The 23,239-nt window shown below is 39.9% G+C and carries 18 protein-coding genes and 1 pseudogene; 3 read left to right on the top strand and 16 right to left on the bottom strand.

The window, feature by feature from the left end; genetic code table 11:
* Positions 1-2 precede the first annotated feature (2 nt).
* From ODZ84_RS06725 to ODZ84_RS06760, 8 genes are all read right to left on the bottom strand, one after another.
* Positions 3-827: an amidohydrolase family protein gene (locus ODZ84_RS06725; protein ID WP_266176223.1), complete on the bottom strand. Its 825-nt coding sequence runs from the start codon at positions 825-827 to the stop codon at positions 3-5.
* A gap of 17 nt (positions 828-844) precedes the next feature.
* Positions 845-1,174, bottom strand: coding sequence for an L-rhamnose mutarotase (locus ODZ84_RS06730; RefSeq protein WP_266176224.1), 330 nt, complete (start codon positions 1,172-1,174; stop codon positions 845-847).
* Positions 1,171-2,022: a fumarylacetoacetate hydrolase family protein gene (locus ODZ84_RS06735; RefSeq protein WP_266176225.1), complete on the bottom strand. Its 852-nt coding sequence runs from the start codon at positions 2,020-2,022 to the stop codon at positions 1,171-1,173. The genes ODZ84_RS06730 and ODZ84_RS06735 overlap by 4 nt, the downstream gene beginning before the upstream one ends.
* A 94-nt stretch (positions 2,023-2,116) precedes the next feature.
* Positions 2,117-2,881: an SDR family NAD(P)-dependent oxidoreductase gene (locus ODZ84_RS06740; protein WP_266176226.1), complete on the bottom strand. Its 765-nt coding sequence runs from the start codon at positions 2,879-2,881 to the stop codon at positions 2,117-2,119.
* A gap of 118 nt (positions 2,882-2,999) precedes the next feature.
* Positions 3,000-4,640: a UxaA family hydrolase gene (locus tag ODZ84_RS06745; RefSeq protein ID WP_266176227.1), complete on the bottom strand. Its 1,641-nt coding sequence runs from the start codon at positions 4,638-4,640 to the stop codon at positions 3,000-3,002.
* A 90-nt stretch (positions 4,641-4,730) separates the two neighbouring features.
* A complete protein-coding gene (fucP, locus tag ODZ84_RS06750) occupies positions 4,731-5,999 on the bottom strand; it encodes an L-fucose:H+ symporter permease (protein WP_266176228.1) in 1,269 nt (422 codons plus the stop codon).
* 406 nt (positions 6,000-6,405) lie between these two features.
* Entirely contained in the window at positions 6,406-7,944 is a 1,539-nt protein-coding gene (locus ODZ84_RS06755; RefSeq protein WP_266176229.1) for a RagB/SusD family nutrient uptake outer membrane protein, read from the bottom strand.
* A 10-nt stretch (positions 7,945-7,954) separates the two neighbouring features.
* Complete coding sequence (locus tag ODZ84_RS06760; protein ID WP_266176230.1) at positions 7,955-11,062, bottom strand: SusC/RagA family TonB-linked outer membrane protein; 3,108 nt, start codon at positions 11,060-11,062, stop codon at positions 7,955-7,957.
* A 901-nt stretch (positions 11,063-11,963) separates the two neighbouring features.
* On the opposite strand from ODZ84_RS06760, the gene ODZ84_RS06765 reads away from it, so the two are divergent.
* The 3 genes from ODZ84_RS06765 (at position 11,964) to ODZ84_RS06775 (ending at position 13,801) form a co-directional block, all read left to right on the top strand.
* Positions 11,964-12,530 carry a hypothetical protein gene (locus ODZ84_RS06765; RefSeq protein WP_266176231.1) on the top strand — a complete coding sequence of 189 codons (567 nt, stop codon included), beginning with the start codon at positions 11,964-11,966 and terminating at the stop codon, positions 12,528-12,530.
* Positions 12,531-12,610: 80 nt separating this feature from the next.
* Entirely contained in the window at positions 12,611-13,318 is a 708-nt protein-coding gene (locus ODZ84_RS06770) for an ABC transporter ATP-binding protein (RefSeq protein ID WP_266176232.1), read from the top strand.
* Between the two features lie 48 nt (positions 13,319-13,366).
* On the top strand, positions 13,367-13,801 hold the full coding sequence (locus ODZ84_RS06775; protein WP_266176233.1) for a hypothetical protein: 435 nt from the start codon (positions 13,367-13,369) through the stop codon (positions 13,799-13,801).
* A gap of 34 nt (positions 13,802-13,835) precedes the next feature.
* Here ODZ84_RS06775 and ODZ84_RS06780 read toward each other — a convergent pair whose 3' ends face one another.
* The 8 genes and pseudogenes from ODZ84_RS06780 to ODZ84_RS06815 all read right to left on the bottom strand — a co-directional run bounded on the left by ODZ84_RS06780 (position 13,836) and on the right by ODZ84_RS06815 (position 22,957).
* Positions 13,836-14,636 carry a patatin-like phospholipase family protein gene (locus tag ODZ84_RS06780; protein WP_266176234.1) on the bottom strand — a complete coding sequence of 267 codons (801 nt, stop codon included), beginning with the start codon at positions 14,634-14,636 and terminating at the stop codon, positions 13,836-13,838.
* Between the two features lie 171 nt (positions 14,637-14,807).
* Entirely contained in the window at positions 14,808-15,407 is a 600-nt protein-coding gene (locus ODZ84_RS06785) for a hypothetical protein (RefSeq protein WP_266176235.1), read from the bottom strand.
* Positions 15,408-15,502: 95 nt separating this feature from the next.
* The gene (locus ODZ84_RS06790) at positions 15,503-16,096 is read right to left on the bottom strand and encodes a hypothetical protein (protein ID WP_266176236.1); all 594 of its coding nucleotides are present in this window, start codon (positions 16,094-16,096) and stop codon (positions 15,503-15,505) included.
* Between the two features lie 64 nt (positions 16,097-16,160).
* Positions 16,161-16,775 (bottom strand): PH domain-containing protein, encoded by a 615-nt coding sequence (locus ODZ84_RS06795; RefSeq protein ID WP_266176237.1) that lies wholly within the window; start codon positions 16,773-16,775, stop codon positions 16,161-16,163.
* 22 nt (positions 16,776-16,797) lie between these two features.
* Positions 16,798-18,186 carry a dihydrolipoyl dehydrogenase gene (gene lpdA, locus ODZ84_RS06800; protein ID WP_266176238.1) on the bottom strand — a complete coding sequence of 463 codons (1,389 nt, stop codon included), beginning with the start codon at positions 18,184-18,186 and terminating at the stop codon, positions 16,798-16,800.
* A 328-nt stretch (positions 18,187-18,514) separates the two neighbouring features.
* Entirely contained in the window at positions 18,515-18,778 is a 264-nt protein-coding gene (locus ODZ84_RS06805; RefSeq protein ID WP_266176239.1) for a hypothetical protein, read from the bottom strand.
* Between the two features lie 79 nt (positions 18,779-18,857).
* Positions 18,858-21,494 carry a glycoside hydrolase family 3 N-terminal domain-containing protein gene (locus ODZ84_RS06810; RefSeq protein ID WP_266176240.1) on the bottom strand — a complete coding sequence of 879 codons (2,637 nt, stop codon included), beginning with the start codon at positions 21,492-21,494 and terminating at the stop codon, positions 18,858-18,860.
* A 20-nt stretch (positions 21,495-21,514) separates the two neighbouring features.
* Positions 21,515-22,957: pseudogene (locus ODZ84_RS06815) on the bottom strand (alpha-L-fucosidase).
* Positions 22,958-23,239 lie beyond the last annotated feature (282 nt).

Raw genomic sequence — 23,239 nt, forward strand, 5'->3', positions numbered from 1 at the left:
CATTATTCCAAATTATAAAATGTAACAGCATTTCCGGAGAAAAACAGCTGCTGTTCTTCTGTCGAAAACTGACTTACATATTTTGATATCAATTCCAGCCACAAAGCATAATTACCTCCTAATAACATGACCGGCCAGTCACTTCCGAAAACCACCCGTTGGATACCGAATTGCGAAAAAGTAAAATCTAGAATTTCAAAAATCGATCTTTCATCAGGCTTCTTCCGGTTTCCTTCGGTTAAAAGTCCTGAAGTCTTGCAGTATACATCAGGGTTTTGTGCAAGTTCTGAAATCATACATTTCCAGTCTTTCAGGTTATTGGTCTTAAGATCCGGTTTTCCGCAGTGATCCAGAATAAAAGGTTGGCTGGGCAATTTTTCCGAAAGTTGTACGGCATCCGAAAGTTGGTTTTGTCTTAATAAAATATCGAAAGTATAGCCATATCGACGGAGCGCAGCAATTCCTTCGAGCACCTGTTTTTGGAGTAAAAAACCGGAGCCTTCGCCTTCAGCAATAACTCTGAAACCTTTAAGTGATTTTTCAGCCTGATATTTCTGAAGAAATTCTTCCCGTTTTTCAGAATTCAGATCAATCCAGCCGACAACCCCTTTGATAAATGGGTTTTCTTTGGCCAAATTAACCAGAAATTCAGTTTCCTTATCACTTTGATCAGCCTGAACGGCAATACAGCCATCTATATAATTTTTTTGCAGGAACAAAGAAAAATCTTCGGGCATAAAATCTTTTCGGATGGCCTCCATATCCTTTGTAATCCAGGCATCACGAACCGGATCATATTTCCAAAAATGTACGTGAGAATCAATCATCTTTTTCTGAAATGAATTTACAGTGAAAATATTTTATCCATCAGCTGCCATTTTTCTCCAGGCTTGGAATTGGGTAACGGTTGTTGAAATTTCGACATCAGTTCTTCCCATTCCTGAACTTTCGGATTGTTTTTATCCAATTCATCTTTAGCTTCAAAAGAAAAATGATCATTAACCTCGATTATCATCATCAATCGATTTTGAATCCGGTAGATTTCCATACATGTAATTCCGGAATCCAAAATACTTTGCTTTATCTGTGGCCAGACATTTTGGTGATATTTCTCATATTCGGCAATCGATTGAGGATCATCGATCAGATCAAGGGCGAGACAGAATTTTTTCATTCTCCGTATGCTTTTACTTTCTGCGTGCTGCTTCCTAAACCATCTATACCCAATTCCACTACATCACCCGGTTTCAGATACCAGGGCTCAGGCTTTTGTCCCAAACCGACCCCTGCCGGGGTACCTGTAGAGATGATATCTCCCGGAAGCAGCGTCATAAACTGACTGATGTAGCTTATCATATAAGGTACATTAAAAATAAGGTTGGATGTATTTCCGTCCTGAAGAATCTGTCCGTTAACTTTCAGCCACAGACGAAGACGGTGCACATCCTCGATTTCATCGGATGTAGCTATGAATGGACCGATCGGCGCAAATGTATCACAGCTTTTTCCCTTTACCCACTGTCCGTTTCTTTCCAACTGGAATTCTCTTTCGCTGTAATCGTTGTGCAAAACATATCCTGCTACATGTTCAAGCGCATTTTCCTCAGAAACATAGCTTGCTTTTTTTCCGATGACAATGGCTAATTCTACTTCCCAGTCGGTTTTTGTACTGTTTTTAGGAATCATCAGATCATCATCCGGACCCACGATGGCGGTCGTAGCCTTAAAAAACAAGATAGGTTCCTGGGGAATCGGAGCATTCGTCTCTGCGGCATGATCTTTATAATTCAGCCCGACACAGATAATTTTGGATGGTCTGGACAAGGGAGCACCCAGTCTTTCCTCTGGAGAAACTTCGGATAAATTTTGTGTATTGATTTCAGATTTTAAATTTTCTATAGCATCACCGGAAAAAAAGTTTTCATCATAATCTTTCACCAGATGAGAGACATCGTATCTTTTTTCGCCGATAATGACCCCGGGCTTTTCCTGTCCAGGTTTTCCGAATCTTATTAGTTTCATATTCTTTTAATTTTTTAGACGTCAAGCTCTTAAAAGTGTTTCACTTTATAAAAACTACAGAGCTTTATAATTTATTGTAAAATGTGCTTTATTTTTAATTATTTAAAGTGGTGAAACCACCGTCAATAGGATAGTCCACTCCGGTGATAAATGATGCTTCATCACTGCAGAGATACAGTGCTAAGGAGGCCACTTCTTGCGGTTGGGCCATTCGTCCGATCGGTTGGGTTTTAGATAGTTTTTCGAACATTTCATCGATATTACCGGGATAATTTTTCTGTAAAAATCCATCTACGAAAGGGGTATGGACCCGTGCCGGGGAGATGGAGTTGCAACGGATATTTTCATGAATATAATCTTTCGCCACACTCATAGTCATGGCCTTTACAGCGCCTTTTGCCGTGCTGTAAGCAAAACGGTCGGGAATACCGACCAATGCCGCAATGGAAGCCATATTGATAATGACACCGCCCCCTGATTTTCTGATCTGCGGAATACCTGCAAACAGACAATTATAGACGCCCTTGATATTCACGTTGTAAATCCTGTCAAAATCTTCCTCTGAAGTGGTATCAGCCTTCCCGATATGAGCGATTCCGGCATTATTAATCAGAATATGGATCGGACCTATCTGCTCAAAAACGGCTAGAACATCTTTTTGTTTTGAAACATCACAGACATAAATTTTTGCATTTCCTTCCGAAGATTCTATTTTTCCGAGGGTTTCTTCTCCGTTTTGTGCGGTAATTTCAAGAATGCTGACTTCAGCGCCGCTGGCTGCAAGCTGGACCGCAATGGCCTGCCCGATTCCGCTTCCGCCACCTGTTACCACAGCTTTTTTATTTTTTAATGAAAACATTTTATCTTATTAAATTTGTTGTTATGTTCATACATAGGGTGCTGATCTTTTTCTGACTCTGCTCCTCTTAAGTTTGCAAAGGCCTTTTACTTAAGTGATAATCTTTGAAAAATAGGTATTAAAGACTGACCCCTCTCTTCCAAGGGATGAAATCATCCTGGTTCAGGGCAACCGCTTTGGGAATAATATTGCCGCTGGCAACTTCGATACAGAAGTCCAGAATATCCTCTCCCATTTCCTGAATGGTTTTTTCGCCACGCACAATGGCTCCGGTATCAATATCGATGATATCAGACATTTTCGTTGCTAATGCTGTATTGGTCGCTACCTTAATAACAGGACAAACGGGATTTCCGGTTGGGGTTCCCAAACCTGTTGTAAAAAGAATTAAAGTCGCTCCTGCTGCGGCTTTACCGGTGGTGGCTTCTACATCATTTCCTGGTGTACATACCAGGCTGAGACCCGGTTTAGTAGCCGGTTCTGTATAATCCAAAACATCTACAACAGGTGACGAACCGCCTTTCTTTGCTGCTCCGGCAGATTTTATGGCATCGGTGATGAGCCCGTCTTTAATATTTCCCGGTGAAGGATTCATATAAAATCCTGAACCTACGGCATGGGCAAGTTCATCATATTCCGTCATGAGCTTAATGAACTTTTCGGCGGTTGCCCGGTCTGCAGCCCGGTCTATTAATTCCTGTTCGGCACCACAGAGTTCCGGAAACTCTGCCAGTAAAACCTTCGCCCCCAAAACGGAGAGTATGTCGGCAAGATGGCCCACCGCAGGGTTTGCAGAGATACCACTGAACCCATCACTTCCTCCACATTTTACGCCAACACTAAGTTTGCTGAGCGGGGCATCCTCCCGTTCGATTTTATTAATCTCCATAAGCCCTTTCAGGGTCTCAAAGATGGCATTTTTGATCATGGTTTCTTCACTGACTGCTTTTTGCTGTTCAAAAACGAGTAAAGGTTTATCAAAATCAGGATTTCTGCTGTACAGATCTTTTTTAAAGTGATCAATCTGCAAATGCTGGCATCCCAAACTCAACAAAGTTACCCCGGCAACGTTTGGATGGTCTGCATAAGATGCCAAAAGCTTACTCAGGGTATCTGCGTCCTGTCGTGTTCCTCCGCATCCTCCGGTGTGATTGAGAAATTTGATACCGTCTACATTTTTAAAAACTCTTTCTGCGGAAGGGATAGCTGACGGAGAAAATTCAACGTCATCCAGATTCCCGCCTTTAGAAATTGCTTCGACCAGCAGATGCGTGTAGCTTTTGTATTTGGCATCAACGGCATATCCTAATTCGTTATACAGGGCTTCTTTAATCATATCAAGATTCCGGTTTTCACAAAAAACAGTGGGGATAAACAGCCAGTAATTTGCCGTCCCCACATCTCCGTTCGAACGATGATATCCTTTAAAAGTTTTATGCAGAAATTTTGAGACATCAGGCTTTGTCCAATGGTAGTCGACATCACGATAATAATAGGGCTCGGCCGCATGTTTGGTATTATCTGTCGTCATGCGGGATCCTGAAGGCAGATCGTACTGCACTTTCCCGACAAGGACACCGTACATAAAGATTTCGTCCCCCTGCTTCATGTCATTCATAAAAAATTTATGTTTAGCAGGGATTGCTTCCACCGTAGTATAGGTAATCCCATCAAAAATGATCTCAGTGCCTGCCGGGATATCCTGCAAAGCGACTAAAACATTATCTTTATTATTTATTTTTAAAATTAACCGGCTCATAGTACGCTTTAAATTTTAATATTATTTTGGAGTTCAATGCTTGATTATAATCAGGATTATACTTCCGCTCACTTATTGTCATGTTGCTGCCTACCTGAGTTTAAACCTTAATGAAAACAGAAGCACAATGACAAAACAGATCAACGGAACCACATATGAGAAATGAATATTTCCTGAAATATCTGTGATCTTACTGGCTAAAGGGGGGATGATTGCCCCTCCAACAATCGACATAATCAGTAGACTGGAGGCTGATTTTGTTTCTGATCCTGCCCCGTCAATTCCTAAAGCAAAAATCGTAGGAAACATGATCGACATAAAGAAAGTAAGCGTCACAAGTGCATACAAGGTTGAAACCCCTGATCCGATAATCACCCAAATACTGAGAATAATACTGATGACGCTATAGATCGCCAGCAATTTCTGAGGAACGATATATTTCATCAGAAAAGTTCCGGCAAAGCGCCCGATCATAAATAAAAATCCGGCCATTCCCGCATAATATTTAGCATCCTGACCTTTCATCTGAATGGCGTCTTCGGCAAAAACCAGCAGAAAACTGAATACATAGATTTGTGCCCCGATATAAAAAAACTGGGCGAGAACACCCCATCCGACATTTTTCAGTCTTAAAACCTGAAGGAAGTTCTTTGTTGACTTTTCTGTGCCTTCTTTCACTTCCGGCAGTTTTACGAATAAAAACAGGAACATCACCAGCAGAATAATCAGTCCCAGTATGATATAAGGTCCTTTTACCAATGACGTTTCAGCCTGAATATAGGCTAATTTGGCAGTTTGGGTAAGTCGGGAAAGCTCGTCCTGTGTTTTAGGCTCTTCACCCAGAATAAACACACCGCCGATAATAGGCGCCACAGATGCGGCCAAACCATTGAAAGACTGTGCAAAATTTAATCTTTGAGGTGCCTTTTCAGGGTCGCCTAAAATCGTGATATAAGGATTGGCTGCTGTTTCTAAAACCGCCAGGCCGCATGACAGCACAAAAAGCGCTCCCAGGAAAAAAGGATAACTTACTGTATTGGCAGCTGGAACAAACATAAAACATCCGGCGGCAAAAAAGAACAGTCCTACCAGAATTCCGGTCTTATACCCATATTTCTGAATAATTAGTCCTGCCGGTATAGCCAATAAAAAATATGCAGCAAATACAGCTGAATCTACTAAGGAAGCCTGAAAATGGCTCAGTTGAAAGGCACTTCGCAGGTGTTTAATAAGAATGGGATCCAAATTATGGATAAATCCCCAAAAGAAAAACAGACTGGTGATAAGAATAAGCGGAAGGCTGAAGCTTTTCTTTTTTAAGGGTGTAGAAATAGGGTTTCCTGTTCGGGTATCATTCATGGGTTTGGTTTATGATCATTAATATTTCCTGACTTGCATAACTTTAAAAGATTAGCGGACCGGCCAGTATATTTCAAACTGGATATGCAGCTCATTGCGGTCTTTGTCTACATATTTTTTATTTTTTAAAAGTATAAAAATTTTACAAAATAAAAAGTGTTCGGACAGGATAGCACAAGACAGTGTAAATATTTCTTAATTTTATTAATTATTCGATATTAAATTCTTAATTTAAATTAAACGGATGAAACTGAATCTTCTATTACAATTTAATTCCTTGACGCAAACTTTATTGTCAGGACATTTTTTTTAAAAAATAAGCCAGCAGAAATTGTAAATCCATATAGTGCTTGATAATGACAAGAGCTGCAAAATACTGCAGCTCTTATTCAACATATTAAAAGTTTTACGGATTTTGCTCATATCCTGCTACCTGAATTTGGGATAAAGGAATCTGATACAGATAATCATTCGTGGTGATCGTAAAATTGTAGTTTAAATCTGCTGCAGCCTGATTAATGACCGCTACGGCAATATTCCAACGTACCAAATCGTGCCAGTAAACTCCCTCTCCGGCAAATTCCACTCTTCTTTCTTTACGAAGGGCGGTGGTAAAGTCGCCTGCGGTCATCGATGTCGAAAGTGGAGCCAATCCCGCTCTTTGACGGATCCTGTTCACATACGGAACTGCAGCAGAAGTATTGCCCTCATTATTCAAGACTTCTGCATACATGAGAAGCACATCTTCATACCGGATCACCGGGAAATTAATTGGCCAGTCATAACGGTTCGTCAATACGACACCCGGCTCCCGGAATTTCACAAAATAATTGGCATAATCTACCTGTCCGTTTTGTGCGATAAACTGGGTTTTTACCGTTAAAGGACGCCTCAGGTCTCCTGTCTCATAAGAATTGATCAAAGATTGCGAGACTCCTAATTCCGCGGCACTGTATAAACTGCCCTGCGGGTTGTACAGAGGGTCATTAACACCAAAAGTGGGTGAAACGTAACTCGGCAGATAAGAACCCTGGGATAAGCCTCCGCTGATATGCTGGATCTCAAAAATATGGTATTTATTATCATTGGCACTCTTAAACAGGTCTGCATAATTGGCAGCAAAAGTAACGTACTGACCTTCTCCCTGAATAACGGTGTTTAAATGGCTTTTTGCTTTTTGCAGATAAGAGCCGTTATTTAAGGGAAATCCGCTTCCGGTCAGGTATATTCTCCCCAACATCGCATGGGCAGCCGATTTCGTAACTCTTCCTTTATTTTTGGCATCATAGGCGTTTTTTAAACCTGCGACAGAAGCTTCAATTTCTGAAGTTACAAATTCATACAGTGTGGCTAAGTCTGTCCTGGGAATGGAAACCGCCTCTTCGGGAGTCACAGGATGATCTACAAGCGGAACTTTTCCAAAATTCCGCATCAGTTCGAAATAAGCATACGCTCTTAAAAAACGCGTTTCGGAGCGGTACTGTTCCTTTGTCGCCTGATCTGCAAAAGGAACGGCATCTATCCTTGCCAGAATGGTATTGGCATAGGAAATCAGCTGATAGGCATCTTCCCAGAGGATTTCCACCTCTTCTGTTGATGAAGTATCCTGAAAACGGTTGATGGCATAATAATCCCTGTTTCCGTTCTGTGAAATCGCATTAAAATTATTGGAACGGACTTCTGATGCCAGCAGATAAAAATTGACATCAAAACCTCCTCTGGAAGAGGCATTCACCATTGCTGAATACACTCCTGATACGGCCTGGCTGATCTGCAGCTCGGTCGTATAAAAAGAAGTCTGGGTAATATTATTTTCGGGCTCCAGCATCAGATCTTTTTCACAGCTCAGCGTTGCGAATGTTAAAGTTCCCCATAGTAATGCTTTTCCAAAGGTTTTAAAATATCCAGGAAAGAGATTTGTATTTTTATTGTATGTTGTTTTCATTTTAAAAAGATTAGAAGTTAAAGTTTAGCCCCATCATACATACTTTTGCATTGGGATATGCGCCATAGTCGGTACCGTCCGACTGTACAGACTCCGGATTATAACCGCCATAGTAGTGATCATTTCTCCAGACATTTTCAAGACTGAAATAAATTCTGAGATTGGAAATTTGCAGTTTGCTTACCAGGTCTTTAGGAAAGCTGTATCCTAAGGTCACATTCTTAAGCTGAATATAGGTGGCGTCATACAGCCATCTTGTATCCAGAAGACTGCCCGTGGTGCCATCCAGCCTAGGCGTTTTTCCATCTCCGGGATTGTCGTCGGAGCGCCAGCGGTTGGCCCAGTTTCCCATCACGTTGGTGGTAGTACCCATACCCGTGCGATCGATTGCACGACCTAGTAAGGCATAGCTGTATCCTCCTTTCTGTCCCTGGAAAAACACTGACAAATCGAAGCCTTTATAGGAAAATGTATTGGTAAATCCCCAGTAATAATCCGGGGTAGGTCCTCCGATGATGTGACGGTCTTTCTCATCGATCACTCCATCTCCATTGGCATCTCGGTATTTGACATCGCCTGCGATCGCCCCGTTTGTTTTAGCCACACCGGCATTGCTGATGTCTGCTGATGACAATACCCCAATGGCTTCATAAAGATAAAAGGAGTTCAGTTCTTCCCCTACTTTTATAATATTGGTACTGCTGCTGAAACCTGTGTAAATGGGAGCATTATCACTTCCCAACTGCAGCACTTTATTATTATTGAATGAGATATTAGCTGAGGTGTTCCACTTGAACGCTCCTGTTAAATTTTTGGTGCTTAATTCCAGTTCCAACCCTGTATTCTGCACGGAGCCTACATTTTTCCACATGGTAGTGTAGCCCGTTACCGAAGGGATCGGCAGCTCCAGGAGTAGATCTTTCGTTTTTTTGATGTAGTAGTCTGCTGTGAAGTCAATCCGGTTAAAAAGTCCCAGTTCAAAACCAAAATCCGATGACTGCGTTTTTTCCCATGTCAGATCCTGGTTGGCAATGGTGTTGGGAATCAAACCGTTCGATAAGTTTCCTCCAAAAGAATAGTTTCCACCCGCCAGTGTTCCGAATGCTCTGTAATCACCGATCGAATTGTTCCCGTTTTCTCCCCAGCTGTATCGGAATTTCAGATTATTCAGCCATTTCGCCTCTTTCAGAAAATTTTCTTCATCTGCTTTCCAGGCTGTTCCGAAAGCGGCAAACGTTCCCCACAGATTGTTCCAGCCAAACCTGGAGGATCCGTCCCGGCGAATGCTTGCCGACAGCATATACTTTTTCTTATAATCGTAATTAACACGGCCAAACATCGAGATCAGCATCCATTCTGAAGCGGTATATTCTGAATTGAGCACAGATGCCGATTGGGTGAAATTGAATGTTTTTAAATCATCATTCGGAAAACCCTTGTTTCGGTTGTACTGTGAGGTTGTCCGGTAGTTTTCTGCACTGTACCCTGCAATCGCATTGATATTATGGTCACCAAAAGACTTTTTATACGACAGCAGAGCCTCTCCCAGATACCGGTTATAATTTACGGTTCTGCGGCTGGCAATACTTACCTGTCCGGGTATATTGGTGATCAGGTCGAAAGTAGGAGTATATCCGTTGTTAAGGTTAAAATTATTTGTGGCCCCGCCGGAAATTTTAAAATTCAGATCAGGTAAAATGTCATAAGACATATAGAGGCTGGAGAACAGTCTGAATTCATTTGTATCATTTGTAGTCTGTTCCATCACTCCGACAGGGCTCTGCGTGGAACCGGCCCACCTGTACCGGGTGTTGTTTCCGAAATTGGTATAAAGCCCGGCATTAAGTTCTGCTACAGGAACCATAGAAAGCATTTTATGAGCTAGATTATCTTTTCCGTCCACAGTAGCCCCATAACTCTGTGAATAGCTCGGGCGCAATGTGATCCCCGCTTTCCATTTATCTGAGATATTCACATCAATCACTGCACTCAGATTGAACCGGCTAAAACCTGTATTAATGGCCAGGCCTTCCTGATCAAAATAAGCTCCGGAAATCAGGTATTTCACGTTTTTATTTCCACCGCGGACGGCTAACTGATAATTCTGAATGGGGGCCGGACGGTAAAATGCATCCTGCCAGTCGATATAAGCGACCTGGCCGGTCCCCCATCTGGGATCCTTCATATAATTGATATTCGCAAGATTATAGTCGGTGGTATTGGCGAGATTGAAATAATTTGCCCTCACAGCATAACTATCTGATGCGGAATTTCCCGGTGCCAGGGCAACCCATCTTTTATCAATCGCTTCAGAAGCATAATCGATCCATTCTGCACTGGTCATGATGTCAAGCTTTTTTTCAATAGTCTGCACACCGTAGTACTGAGAAAAACTAAAGGACGGTTTTCCCGAGGTTCCTTTTTTTGTTGTCACGATGACCACACCATTTGAACCTCTGGATCCATACATGGCTGTAGAAGCAGCATCTTTTAAAACCTCAATAGACTGGATATCATCGGATGAAATATTCCCCAGATCATCAACCACCATTCCGTCTACTACATAAACCGGAGAATTGCTGGCTGATATCGAAGCTGTCCCACGAACTCTGATTTCTAACGGTTCTCCCGGTTTTCCGGTAGTAGAACGTGTTTTCACCCCTGCAATCTGCCCCGTTAATGCCTGGTCAGCTCTGGCAATGGGACGGTTTTTAAAACTTTCAGGATCTACTCTTCCCACTGCGCCGGTAACTTCTCCTCTTTTTTGTGTCCCGTAGGCAATAATAACGACCTCATCGATGCTTTTTACTTTATCATTGGGATCAGGCTGCAGCGTAATTTTCACATTTTCCTGATCCGAGACATCTACCTTTCTGCTGAGATAGCCTTCATGAGAAATGGCAAGCTCCGGTTTACTGATGCTTTCGGTAAGCGGGATACTGAAGCTTCCATCAGAATTGGTAGTTACCTCCTGGGAAGTATTATTCAGCTTCACGACAGCATTCTGAACAGGCTTAGCATCCTGGCCTAAGACTACTCCGGATATTTGTTTTTCCTGTCCGAAAACAAATCCCGCTGCACCTATTAAGAGACCTAACGTTAATATAGAATTCTTCATTTTTCAGTTATTAATTATTTAAAAAAATTACTGTTACGTTTAATTATTTTTAATTGAACACACAAAGTCTGATAAAATCATGTCCGATTCTGTTGTTTGTTTATTTTTATAAAAGTATACTTATCGGAAAATTCTGCTATCCTGTAGTCACCTGTTAATATTCTCTTAACAGAGAAATACCGACGATTTTTATGAATTGGGATGGAAGACTATAATATCGAGCAGGCAAAAAAGCTAAAATAACGATGTTCTTAAGCACAGAGAATCCGGATCACCAACAGCAGGAATAGAAAATAGCCGGTAAATTAATGATGCGTTCTACGTTGTCAGGCTCATGGATGATAACCTAGCTCCTAATTAAAGACCTTAAAGAAATTAAGAAAGTATCCATTTTTGAGAAATTATTTTTTGATTAACTTTACCCCTTTAATTTTAAATATACACAATGAAAAAAAATTCAATCTACCATCTTTATGCATCCCCGGAAGAACCGTGGAGATCACGATCATCAGTTCTTCATGTATTCATCCCAATGATCCGTTAAATAATCAACAGGTCCCTCAATTCATATTAAACAGATTTAATATATATTTTTTAAATCATCCACACAGCCGAATGCGAATGATTCGTTAATTCACTACATACCAATAGATTACAGAAAACAAAAAGTTCTTTTTTTAGTGATGCCTACTAAACGAATAATTCACTGTTCTTTGTATAATATTCTTGCAATCAAACATTTAAATGAGCATTCTGATTGCAATGGTCTGCATAGTTTCGCACTTTCACGGATGACAGATATTAAAAAAAAGTATTACTTTTGTTTTAAAATAAAATTGGTTTTAACTTTTTTTATGATTAGATTTAGGTGCACCAATTATAAACATTAAAATAAGTTCTAATGAGAAAAATACTTTTACTATTTACCTTCATGTTCGGTATTTCAGTTTTCTCACAAATTAAAGTGTTGAAAAACGAAAGTTTAGTGGAAATTGGTAAAGATAATTCCGTTGGTTTATATAAAAAAGACGATACATTTACTATTAATTATCAGGATCTTAACACAGCCAATCTAAATACCTTCAGATCTTTTTCTTTCAAAAATCTTAACGGGGACGTGTCGGGTCTTTATACCATGATCACAAACGGCTTTATCGATGCACCGGAAAGCAACATTATTCTGGAGCTTCCTAACGACATTATCGAGCTGCATTATGAGAAAAATTTCGGACAGCCGACCGTACAGTTTATTCAGTACATTAACAAAAACAGAAAGTATGTGGGAAAATCGCAGTTTCTGAATAAGAAACAGGTGGATAAGGTCTTTGGGAAAAGTAACGGCAAAGCGGCCTTATATGAAAGGTCGGCTGCCATAAACAATAGTAACAGCAGCAGACCGGTAACCAATAGTTCTTCTACAGCAGCCTCCCCTGCTTCCAGCGGAAAGACTAAAAAGACAAGAAAATAATAAGAATTTAAAATATAATCTGAGCTCATTCATCCGAATGAGTTTTTTTATTTTATTTTTGCAAAAAGATCATTACCATTATGGCTCTTCAAATAAATCAGCTCACAAAAAAGTTCGGTGAACAGACCGCTCTTAACAATATCAATATTTCTATAGACAAAAATGAAATTATAGGTCTTCTGGGTCCGAACGGCGCTGGGAAGTCTACGCTGATGAAATCTATTGTCGGTGCTTTAAAAATTGATGAAGGTGAGATCATTTTTAACGGCAGAAGCATTGCTGAAAGCGAAATTGATGCTAAGAAAAAAATAGGTTTCCTTCCGGAAAACAATCCGCTTTACCTGGAAATGTACGTGAGAGAGTATCTGCATTTTGTAGCCAATATTCATAATATTCCCTTTTCCAGAGTCGATGAGGTAATAGAGCTGGTCGGCATTACCCCGGAAAAATCAAAAAAAATAAGTCAGCTTTCGAAAGGATATAAGCAGAGGGTAGGTTTGGCCCAGGCTATTATCCATCAGCCGGATCTTTTAATACTGGACGAGCCTACCAACGGGCTGGATCCTAATCAGATCCTTGAGATAAGAAATGTAGTAAAACAAATCGGACAGCAAAAGACCGTTCTGCTCTCAACCCATATTATGCAGGAGGTAGAGGCACTGTGCTCGCGTGTTATTCTTATTCATAAGGGGAATATACTCCGCGATTGTCCGATCGATGAGTTTAAAGGTAAGTTTGAAAGTCTGGAAGAAGCTTTTGCCGCATATACCCAGACTCAGCCTGTTTAATTGGCTTTAAATTTGATTAAAGGTTAATGTAACTTATAAACATTAAACATGATCAGAAAAATCTTGCTCGGAACATTCTGCATAGCTCAGCTCTCGGTAATTTCCGCTAAGGAATCAGGAAATATCCATTCACATCCGGTCAGCAGTGAGTATTTCCAGAAAGCCCCTAAGACCGTTATTATTAAAACCAAGAAGTTTAAGATCAAACTCGATCTGCAGCCTAACGGACAATATCTTTACCAGTCCTGGAATGCTAATGCCAAGGTTACTTCGAAACCCAGCATGATCATCAGCAACGGAGATCTTATTCCGGATGGCACAGGCGGTAATTATTACTATGAATTTTCAAATGACGGATATACGTATCAGGTCTGGAGAAATTACCTGACCACGTCAGCTAATAAGGCACCGTATACGCTGGTTGTAATGGATCAGAACGGTAAAACGATCGCCAACCAGGATGGATGGGTCGTAAAGAATTAATATACAGCTCTCACTTAAAAGTGAGAGTTCTTTTTTATGTACCGGACTGCTTGAGTTCCGTTAAAAAATGACTTTCGGAAAAGCTTTCTTTCGCAGCTTTGTAGCCAATGTTAAATATTTCTTCCAACCGGTCTTTCCGTCTTTCAAAAGTTCCGTAACTTGATAAGGCCTGTGATGAGATAAACCAATCACAATAGTCAAACTTAATTCTCTCAATCCTGTAAGATAACAAATCATAAGAGCGGGAAACAACAGCCTTAATGGTTCTGAGATCATCCATCTTAATCTCGTGCGGGGGAGAAACAAATACACCGATGAGTTTATCGCATTTATCCCGGATAATATCTGCGGGAAAATTATTCAGAACCCCTCCGTCACAGTACATTTCGTCACCAATAATATAAGGGGTTGTAATTCCGGGAATGGAGCACGATGCAATGATGGCATCAACTACCTTGAAATTTTCATCAAAGATCTTCTCTGTACCTCCTACCAGTTCGGTAGCTACAATTTTCACTTCTTTATCCAGGTCTCCCAGTTTCATCCCCTGAAAAATAGGGCTGAGATAGTTTCTGAAGATCAGTGAAGAAACTAATCCCGGCTGGTTGAACGCAAAATGTTTCCAATTGAAAAAATAAACCGAATTAAAGAATTCCAGAATTTCCTCCGGAGTCTTACCGACTGCATAGAGGCAACCTACAATAGAGCCCGCACTGCAGCATGACAAAATATCGATATTGATGTTCTTCTCTCTCAGGAATTTTAAAACTCCTGCGTGGGCAATACCTTTGGTACCGCCTCCTGATAAAACAAGCCCTGTTTTTTCAAAATTCATAGAATAAAAGTACTAAAACAGACTGAGAAAATCGGATTAATTTTCAAGAACCGTTTAATTTTAAACTTATTTTAATATATAAATGTGATGATTCCCTTTTAAAATTTATCATCCTTCTTTAGCTCCTTTTTATCGGAGAATAACGGCGAGCGAGAGCTGGTGTACAGAAAATTATTTTTGGTCGTACAGCCTGAGGATCTTCACAAGATCTTTGTCATCTACAATATTATTGATCATTGCAGAAAGATCAGGATAATTATTAAATTTCTCCTTCAGCTGGAAAATAGCACCGGGCAGCCTGAAATGCAGTTCTGTAATACTTTTATCTTTATGAAACAGTAAGTAATCCGTATCCTTTGTCTTATAAGTGTAGATAGGTCCCGAATAATAGCTTTTCCGGTACCAGGCTGTCTTTCTTCCGCTATACATTACCTGAATAAGGCCTGTATCTTTTGAAAAGACAGGCTTAGCCTCTGCAAATTTTCTTTTTACCTTTTTAAGATCTGTAATTTCCATATACCTGATCTCATTTTCAGGAACTTTGATTTTTTTTCCCGCAGGATCCAAAACGGTCATCTGCCGGAGGTATGTTGCAGGTGAAAATTCTTCGTTGGTGTACATCCCTACGTTCAGAACTTTTGTTTTGACGGTATCTTTTGAGCTTTTCAATACATATTTTACGGGGAAATAGACTTCATGATACAATTCTTCTTTCTGAGAGAACAGAAAACCGAAGCAGAAAACGGAAAGTAATAAAGTTATTTTTTTCATAGTTATTCTTTTATAGAAAAAGGGCAGAATTCCTAGCTTTAAATATGGTACAATTTAATATTCAAATAAGATTTTCTAAATGAGCTAATAATGTATTACTGTTTATCCAACCTTACATCATATAGTTTTAAAATATCAATATAATCTTCGTCCGTTCTAAGAGACTTGACCTTTTCCTGCAAATCCGGATAATCTTTGAACAATTTCTTAAATCTATTTTTAGAATCTTCAAAGTAATATTCGTCGATAATATTTTTATTTTTATCAACAATATAGCCCTTGAAAGTAATATTAGTAAGGAGTTTAGGATTATCAAAACTCTGATACCAATTTATATTTTTACCTTCATATATAACTCTCACCAGACCCTCTTCTTTCAAAAATTTCTCGTTTGAATCAAAATACTCATACTCAACATTTTCATTATCAGTAATTTTAATATATTTTATTTCCTTAGGTTTAATCCAAATCGTGTTTCCATCACTATCAACCATCTTCATTTTCATCAAAATCGTATACAATGAATATTTTTTATTGCTATAAATTCCTGTATTTCTAATTTTAGCCCTTATCGTATCATTAGAATTTTTCAGTATATATTGTGTCGAAAAATATCTTTTATTCTCCTTATTCTGAGATAAAAAGAAAGTAAAACAAAATATAGCAATTGCAAATGTAATTTTTTTCATAGTTATTCTTTTACAGAAAAAGCCCAGAGAATTCCGGGCTTTAAATATAGTGTAAATTAATATTTTAGTTATTAATATACTTTTCAAAAATTCTTGAAAAATCTTTCTGATTATATTTATCAAAGCTGGTGGTATTCCATGCAAAAATATATTCATTGATCGTTCTTAATTCCTGACTTTTCGAAACATTCTCCTGCTTTCCTGATGCCACAGTTGCTACTGCTTTCTGCAGGCTGTCATTGGCAAAGTTCAGCAGTGAATGATTGTGATGTACTTCCTGCTGGATCGCCAGAAGTGCTTTATACAGATCTTTTAACTGATCAATCTGACCTTTTGCCACACTGATCATCAACGGAACATTTCCGATATTAAAAGAAATTTCAACATCCAAATCAATAGTCCCTGCAGTTTGTAAAGCAATATTCGAAAAAGGAAACTGGTAATATTCGTATCTTTTCAATACTCTTTTTCTATCCAGAGCACTTGCCCCGTCAATATGAATCAGAGCTCTGTTTGTAAAGCAGTATTCATCTCTTTTAGATTTGATCAGGAAAAAGATTTTCTCCTGATCTTCCGACATGATATAATCATCCGAGTCTACTTTATCATAATCCTGAGCAGGAATGATTTTACCGATATCTCCAAGACCTAATGCTTCTGCAGCTAATTTTTTAAACATTGTCTGTATGTATTTAAGTATGTTAAATATGAATCACTTCTCCGTACGCAGCAGCGGCAGCCTCCATGATCGCTTCAGAAACAGTCGGGTGCGGGTGGATGGATTTAATGATCTCATGACCTGTCGTTTCCAGTTTTCTGGCTACAACTGCTTCCGCAACCATATCCGTAACTCCTTCACCGATCATGTGACAACCTAACCATTCACCATATTTAGCATCGAAAATCACTTTAATGAATCCGTCCGTATTTCCGTTGGCTGTTGCTTTTCCACTTGCAGAAAGAGGAAATTTACCTACTTTGATTTCGTATCCTTTTTCTTTAGCCTGCTTTTCGGTAAGACCTACGGAAGCTACTTCAGGATGGCAGTAGGTACAACCCGGAATATTGCCGTAATCGATTTTCTCAACGTGCATTCCTTTGATTTTCTCAACGCAGGTGATTCCTTCAGCAGAAGCCACGTGTGCCAAAGCCTGAGTCGGGATGATATCTCCGATGGCATAGTAACCTGGTACTGAAGTTTCGTACCATTCGTTTACCAATACTCTTCCTTTATCTGTCTGGATTCCCACTTCTTCTAAACCGATATTCTCGATATTTGCTGCAATACCTACAGCAGACAATAAGATATCCGCTTCAAGCGTAATGTTTCCTTTCGCTGTCTTTACGGTAGCTTTCACGCCTTCGCCGCTTGTATCCACGCTTTCTACAGAAGCATTAGTCATAATCTCGATTCCTGTCTTTTTCAAAGATTTTTCCAGGTGTTTGGAAATTTCTTCGTCTTCTACGGGAACGATGTTTGGCATAAATTCAACAACCGTAACTTTGGTACCCATTGTGTTATAAAAATCAGCGAATTCTACCCCGATGGCCCCGGAACCTACGACAATCATAGATTTCGGCTGCTCAGGAAGAGATAATGCCTGTCTGTATCCGATTACTTTTTTACCATCCTGAGGCAGGTTTGGTAATTCTCTAGAACGTGCGCCTGTAGCAATAATGATGTTAGTTCCTGTATATTCAGTTACTTTACCTTCTTTATCAGTAACAGAAACTTTTTTACCTTTCTGAACTTTCGCAGTACCCAAAATCACATCGATCTTGTTCTTTTTCATTAAGAACTCTATCCCTTTGCTCATTTTATTAGCAACTCCGCGACTTCTCTGGATTACGTTCGGAAACTCGAAACCAGCTTCCACTTTATTCAAACCATAATCTTCAGCGTGGTTGATATAATGAAATACCTGAGCAGACTTCAACAAAGCTTTGGTTGGAATACATCCCCAGTTAAGGCAGATTCCTCCTAAGTTTTCTTTCTCGATAATGGCAGTTTTAAAACCCAACTGTGCTGCTCTGATTGCGGTAACATATCCACCAGGACCACTTCCGATGACAATAATATCGTAGTTCATTAGTATAAAATTTTTATGCGAATTTAAGGAAAAATATTTGGATAACCGAGATTCGGTAAAGGTATTGGGTAAAGCTCTTGTGTGATCATTTTGAAACTGTGATCCACCTGCACTGCCTGAACGGTTCCTTGTGAAGATCATGATTATCAACATTAAAGATTTTTATTCTGCGATCCTCATTTTTCGTTTGATAAGTGGAGGTAATAAGTCAGCAGACAGCAGACTCTTCAGGTGGGTGAAAGAATCACTGAAACGCTTTAGGAGTATAGCCGAAAAAAGAGAATACCTGAGCATTCTCTTATAAAATCAAATTATTTCCTAAAGGATATTATCTTGCACTTCGCAGCAGTTTCTTTTCATTCTGGTATCTTATATTCAGTGCTTTCAGCTGATCCTGCTTCATCTTTTTTGTCGCCAGCGGGTGATTCAAAATCAACTTTTTTTCTGTATTGTATTTTTTCTGTAATTCCTGGGCTTTGCTGTTTTTCAGCTCAGTTCTGGAAGGATGTGGAGGAGCCGGCGGACGTCTTTGTCCGTATGCGCTCACTGATAAACCTAATAATAAAACGGTTGATATGAATAATTTTTTCATGATATTTTACTTTTATGAATGAGAACACCATTCAGGTTCTTTAAAATATTACATATATCATACCACAGTATTAATAATATTAATTAACCTCTATGTTTTGCTTTAACGGAAGATTTTTGGAAGAATTCCCGACAAAAATTCTGTAGGTTCCTTTCTCGACGGTCCATTTCATTGCTGAATCCAGGAACTGTAATTCCTTTACAGGAACTTCGATGATAATCTGCTTTGACTCGCCTGGTTTCAAATCTATTTTTTTAAAACCTTTCAGTTCCAGAACCGGTCTTGAAACCGAGGCCAACAGGTCTTTTACGTATAACTGAATAACCTCGCTTCCTGCTGTTGACCCTGTATTTTTAATCTTTACTTTTGCCACGACTGTATCCTGCTCCGAATAGCTCGTTTTATTTAATTGTAAATCAGAAATCTCAAAAGTGGTATAACTCAGTCCGAAACCAAACGGATATAATGGCTCGCCGCTCAGATCATAATAATCATTTCCACGTCCTGTCGGATGATGATGGTACGTCAAAGGCAACTGCCCTTCTTCAACCGGAAAAGTGACCGGTAATTTCCCGGACGGATTTTCTAATCCGAAAAGGACTTTCGCCACTGCATTTCCGCCTTCCTCTCCAGGATACCAGATATCCAGGATAGCCCCTGTCTTATTCTGCCAGTCTGTGGTTTTTATGGCTGATCCGCCAACCAGAACAACGGTGGTCGGTTTATTTAATTTTGAAATTTCTTCAATGAATTTTTCCTGATTTCCTGGAAGGCTCAGTGAAGAGCGATCCTGAAATTCACCTTCGTGAATTCCAGCGGTTATGATGATATATTCTGCATGCTGTGCCTGTTGTAAAGCTTCATTAAAATCTTTTTGGTAATCATGCAGGCCATAATTCCAGATCAGCTCGATATTCGCTTCACCCCTGTTTTCATGAAATTCTACCACAATATTATATTTCTGACCTTTGATAAAATCAACATCAATCGTTTTTGTGGAATAACTCACCTTCTCCCAATGATCAATTATTAATTTTCCGTTTAAATACATTTTGAAACCATCATTGCCACGAAGTCCCAACTGATACGTTCCTGAATCCGGAGCTTCCAGTTTTCCGGTCCAGCGGATACTGTAACTGTCGGGTTGTAATTTTTCAGGATCCGGGGAATATAAGGTCCATTTAAAATTTAATTGTTCATCCTGTTTTTCAAATGCGGAGTTCCCTGTTAAATCAGGATTGGAAAAATACGTTCCTTTCAGCCCTTTTTGATTTCCGGAAGATAAAAATTCAGCGGGAACGGTTACAAAATCCTTTAAATTCCAGTCGATCCCTTTTGAGTAAGTGATTTCAATATTTTTATTTTTAACCAAATTTTTAATCCCGTCCAGAATACTCACTTTTTTATTTCCCGGTCCGGAGTAGCCGCCCAGTCGGGCGTCCACGGCATCGGGTCCGACCACTAAAATCTTTTTGTAATTTTCGGAAATCGGGAGCGTCCTGTTATTATTCTGAAGCAAAACAAAGGATTCCACGGCTGTTTTCTCTGCCAGCGGTTTATGGTTGATCTTCTTTAGCGCAGAGATATCTTTATCGGAAACATATGGATTTTCAAACAGACCTAATTCAAACTTTGCTCTCAGCACTCTGGCCACCGCATCATCAATCCTTTCCTTTGAAATCCTGCCATCCAGAAAAGGCGGAATAAAAAGTTTATAATGCTGATATTCGGTCTGAAAGATCACGTCCAGTCCGGCATTTATCGCCTGTGCCGAAGCATCACCATAGTCTTTTGCCGTAAAATGGAGAACGTTGGCACCACCCACCGCACTGGCATCACTGATGACAAAACCTTTGAAATTCCATTCATTTTTTAATTTTTCGGTTAACAGCCAGTGACTGGCGGTCGAAGGTCTTCCGTCCAGCAAATTATATGAGGTCATCACCGATCGGCTTTTCCCCTGAATAAAAGCTTTCTGAAAAGGAATCAGATGCGTTTCCTCCAAATATCTTTTGCTCCAGTGAATCGGATATGAGTCTCTTCCGCCTTCGCCCACATTGGCTAAAAAATGTTTCGGCGTTGTAATAATTCCCTGTTGTTCAAATGAACTGATAAAACTGACTCCCATCACAGACGTCAGAAACGGGTCTTCGCCATAGGTTTCCTCTGTCCTGCCCCACCGGACATCACTTGCCAGGTTCACTACCGGAGTCAGAATCTGGCGGATTCCCCTTAGTCGGGATTCTTTAGCAATCGCAGCAGATACTTCCTTCATTAATTCGGGGTTGAAGGTCGCCGATAAACCGATTGCCTGGGGAAAAGCGGTCGCTCCTTCACGCATTAATCCGTGTAAAGCTTCATCAAAGGGAATTATCGGGATTCCCAGCCGGGATTCTTCGACAAAATATTTTTGAACGGCATTGATTTTTTTTACCAATCTTCCGGCATCTTCACCGGCATTATATTTCAATAATTGTCCTGCCACTCCTCCACCCTGATTTCCTGCACTGACCTGCAGTCCGAAAATCCCGTGTGAATACTGACCTTTCGGTACGTTATCCAGATCTCCCGGAATCATAAAACACTGCCAGAACTTTTCTTCGGGAGTCATTCTTTGCAGCAGATCCTGAACTCTTGCCTCCACAGGCTGTGCGGGATCCTTGTATATTGGTTTTTGGGCAGCAATACAAACTGAACTCAGGAGTGAAACTGCCATCAATTTTAACATAAGCTTCATTATTGCGTGAGTTGAATGACAGTTGAATATTTTAATTGAGTTCTTTCCTGGGGTAATTGTATTTCAAGTAAATTCCCGGAACGCTTCCACTGAATTTTACCTTGTAACCCCAATATTTTCACTGATTTTATTTTAAAATTTTCAGGAACCGGAAAATGTACGGCAGAGGGAGCCCGGTAAGTACTTTTTTCATCGATATGAAAGATATTTACGGTTTTCCCATCTTTACTTTGGGTATAATAAAAATTTCCGTCGTGGTAAGGTGCTGCCGCTCTGGTTGCAAAAACGGCCGAGCCATTTTTTTCCATCCAGCCCGAAATTTCGCTCAATCTGTCATAGACTACGGCATCATAGTCTCCGGTAGGCCCGGGCGCAATGTTCATCAGATAATTTCCGCCTCCTGAAATAATTTTAACTAATGTTTCGATGATTTTCTGGGATGATTTATAATTATCATTCGGAACATACGAAAACGAATCGCCCATCGTGATACAGCTTTCCCAGGGAATTGAAAGCGCCTTTTCCGGAACAGCCTGTTCAGGAGTTACATAATTTTCCCATTTTCCGGGAACCGTGCGGTCAACAATAATGATTCCCGGCTGATTCCTGCGGGCCATGGTTCCTATTTTATCCATATCAATATCCTGTTCGACCTTGATGGTTCTCTGCCACTCAACATTAGGATCTATGGTATGAAACGGGCGTACCCAGCCTCCGTCCAACCACAGAATATCTATTTTACCGTAATTTGACGTAATTTCATTTAACTGGTTACATGTGAATTTTTTGAAATCGTTCCATCTTTCGGGATACTTTTTCGGATCATAGTTAACATTCCGGTCTTTTGGCGGGAAATAAGGCCACCAGTAATCGTCAGAATGCCAATCGGGTTTTGAAAAATAAGCTCCTATTTTGAAGCCTTCTTTTCGAAAGGTGCTGAAGATCTCCTTTGTTACATCTGCTTTCGGATTCTTAGAAAACGGTGTTTTTGTAGAGGTAATCTTATAATCCGACTATTGGGTATCATACATCGCAAAACCATCATGATGCTTCGTTGTAAAGACCACGTACTTCATTCCTGCTTTTTTGGCAGCATCCGCCCATTTTTGAGGATTGAACTGAGTGGGATTGAAAGTCTTCTGAAGATTTTCATAGTTTTCTACATATTCGTTATAGGATTTTCCGTGTTCCGGTTTACGCTGGGTCCATGATTCATCTTCCGGACAAAGGCTCCAGCTTTCAACAATCCCCCATTGGCTGTATGTCCCCCAATGCATAAAAAGTCCAAATTTTAAATCCTGCCAGTCCTCAAGATTCTGCACGACAAGTGGGTCCGTCGGTTTCTGATAGCCTTCCGAGACATTGTGTGCCTGTGAAAAAAAGGTCGTTGAAAGCAGTAATGATGAGAGAAATATGGTTTTCGTTTTTGGCTTGATGAACATTGACGCTTAGTTTTTGGCTAATTTAATCATCATTTGATGAATGCGCAAACGGTTTGTGCCCTGTCATTTTAAGCTTAAAAATAAAAACTTATTGCATTTTAACGCCTTAGAATCTTACATCTCATGTGAATGTGGATTTTTTTTAACACTTTAGAAATTTTAAGATGAATATCAATTGCATAGAAGAGCACTTGAGTTTGAAAAATCTTTGATTTTCTTCTTATGTGATCTGAATATTTTCAAACAATACATTAATCTAATGTGACTGATGTGGTTAAATAT

The sequence above is a fragment of the Chryseobacterium fluminis genome (assembly GCF_026314945.1).
Lineage (GTDB): Bacteria > Bacteroidota > Bacteroidia > Flavobacteriales > Weeksellaceae > Chryseobacterium > Chryseobacterium fluminis.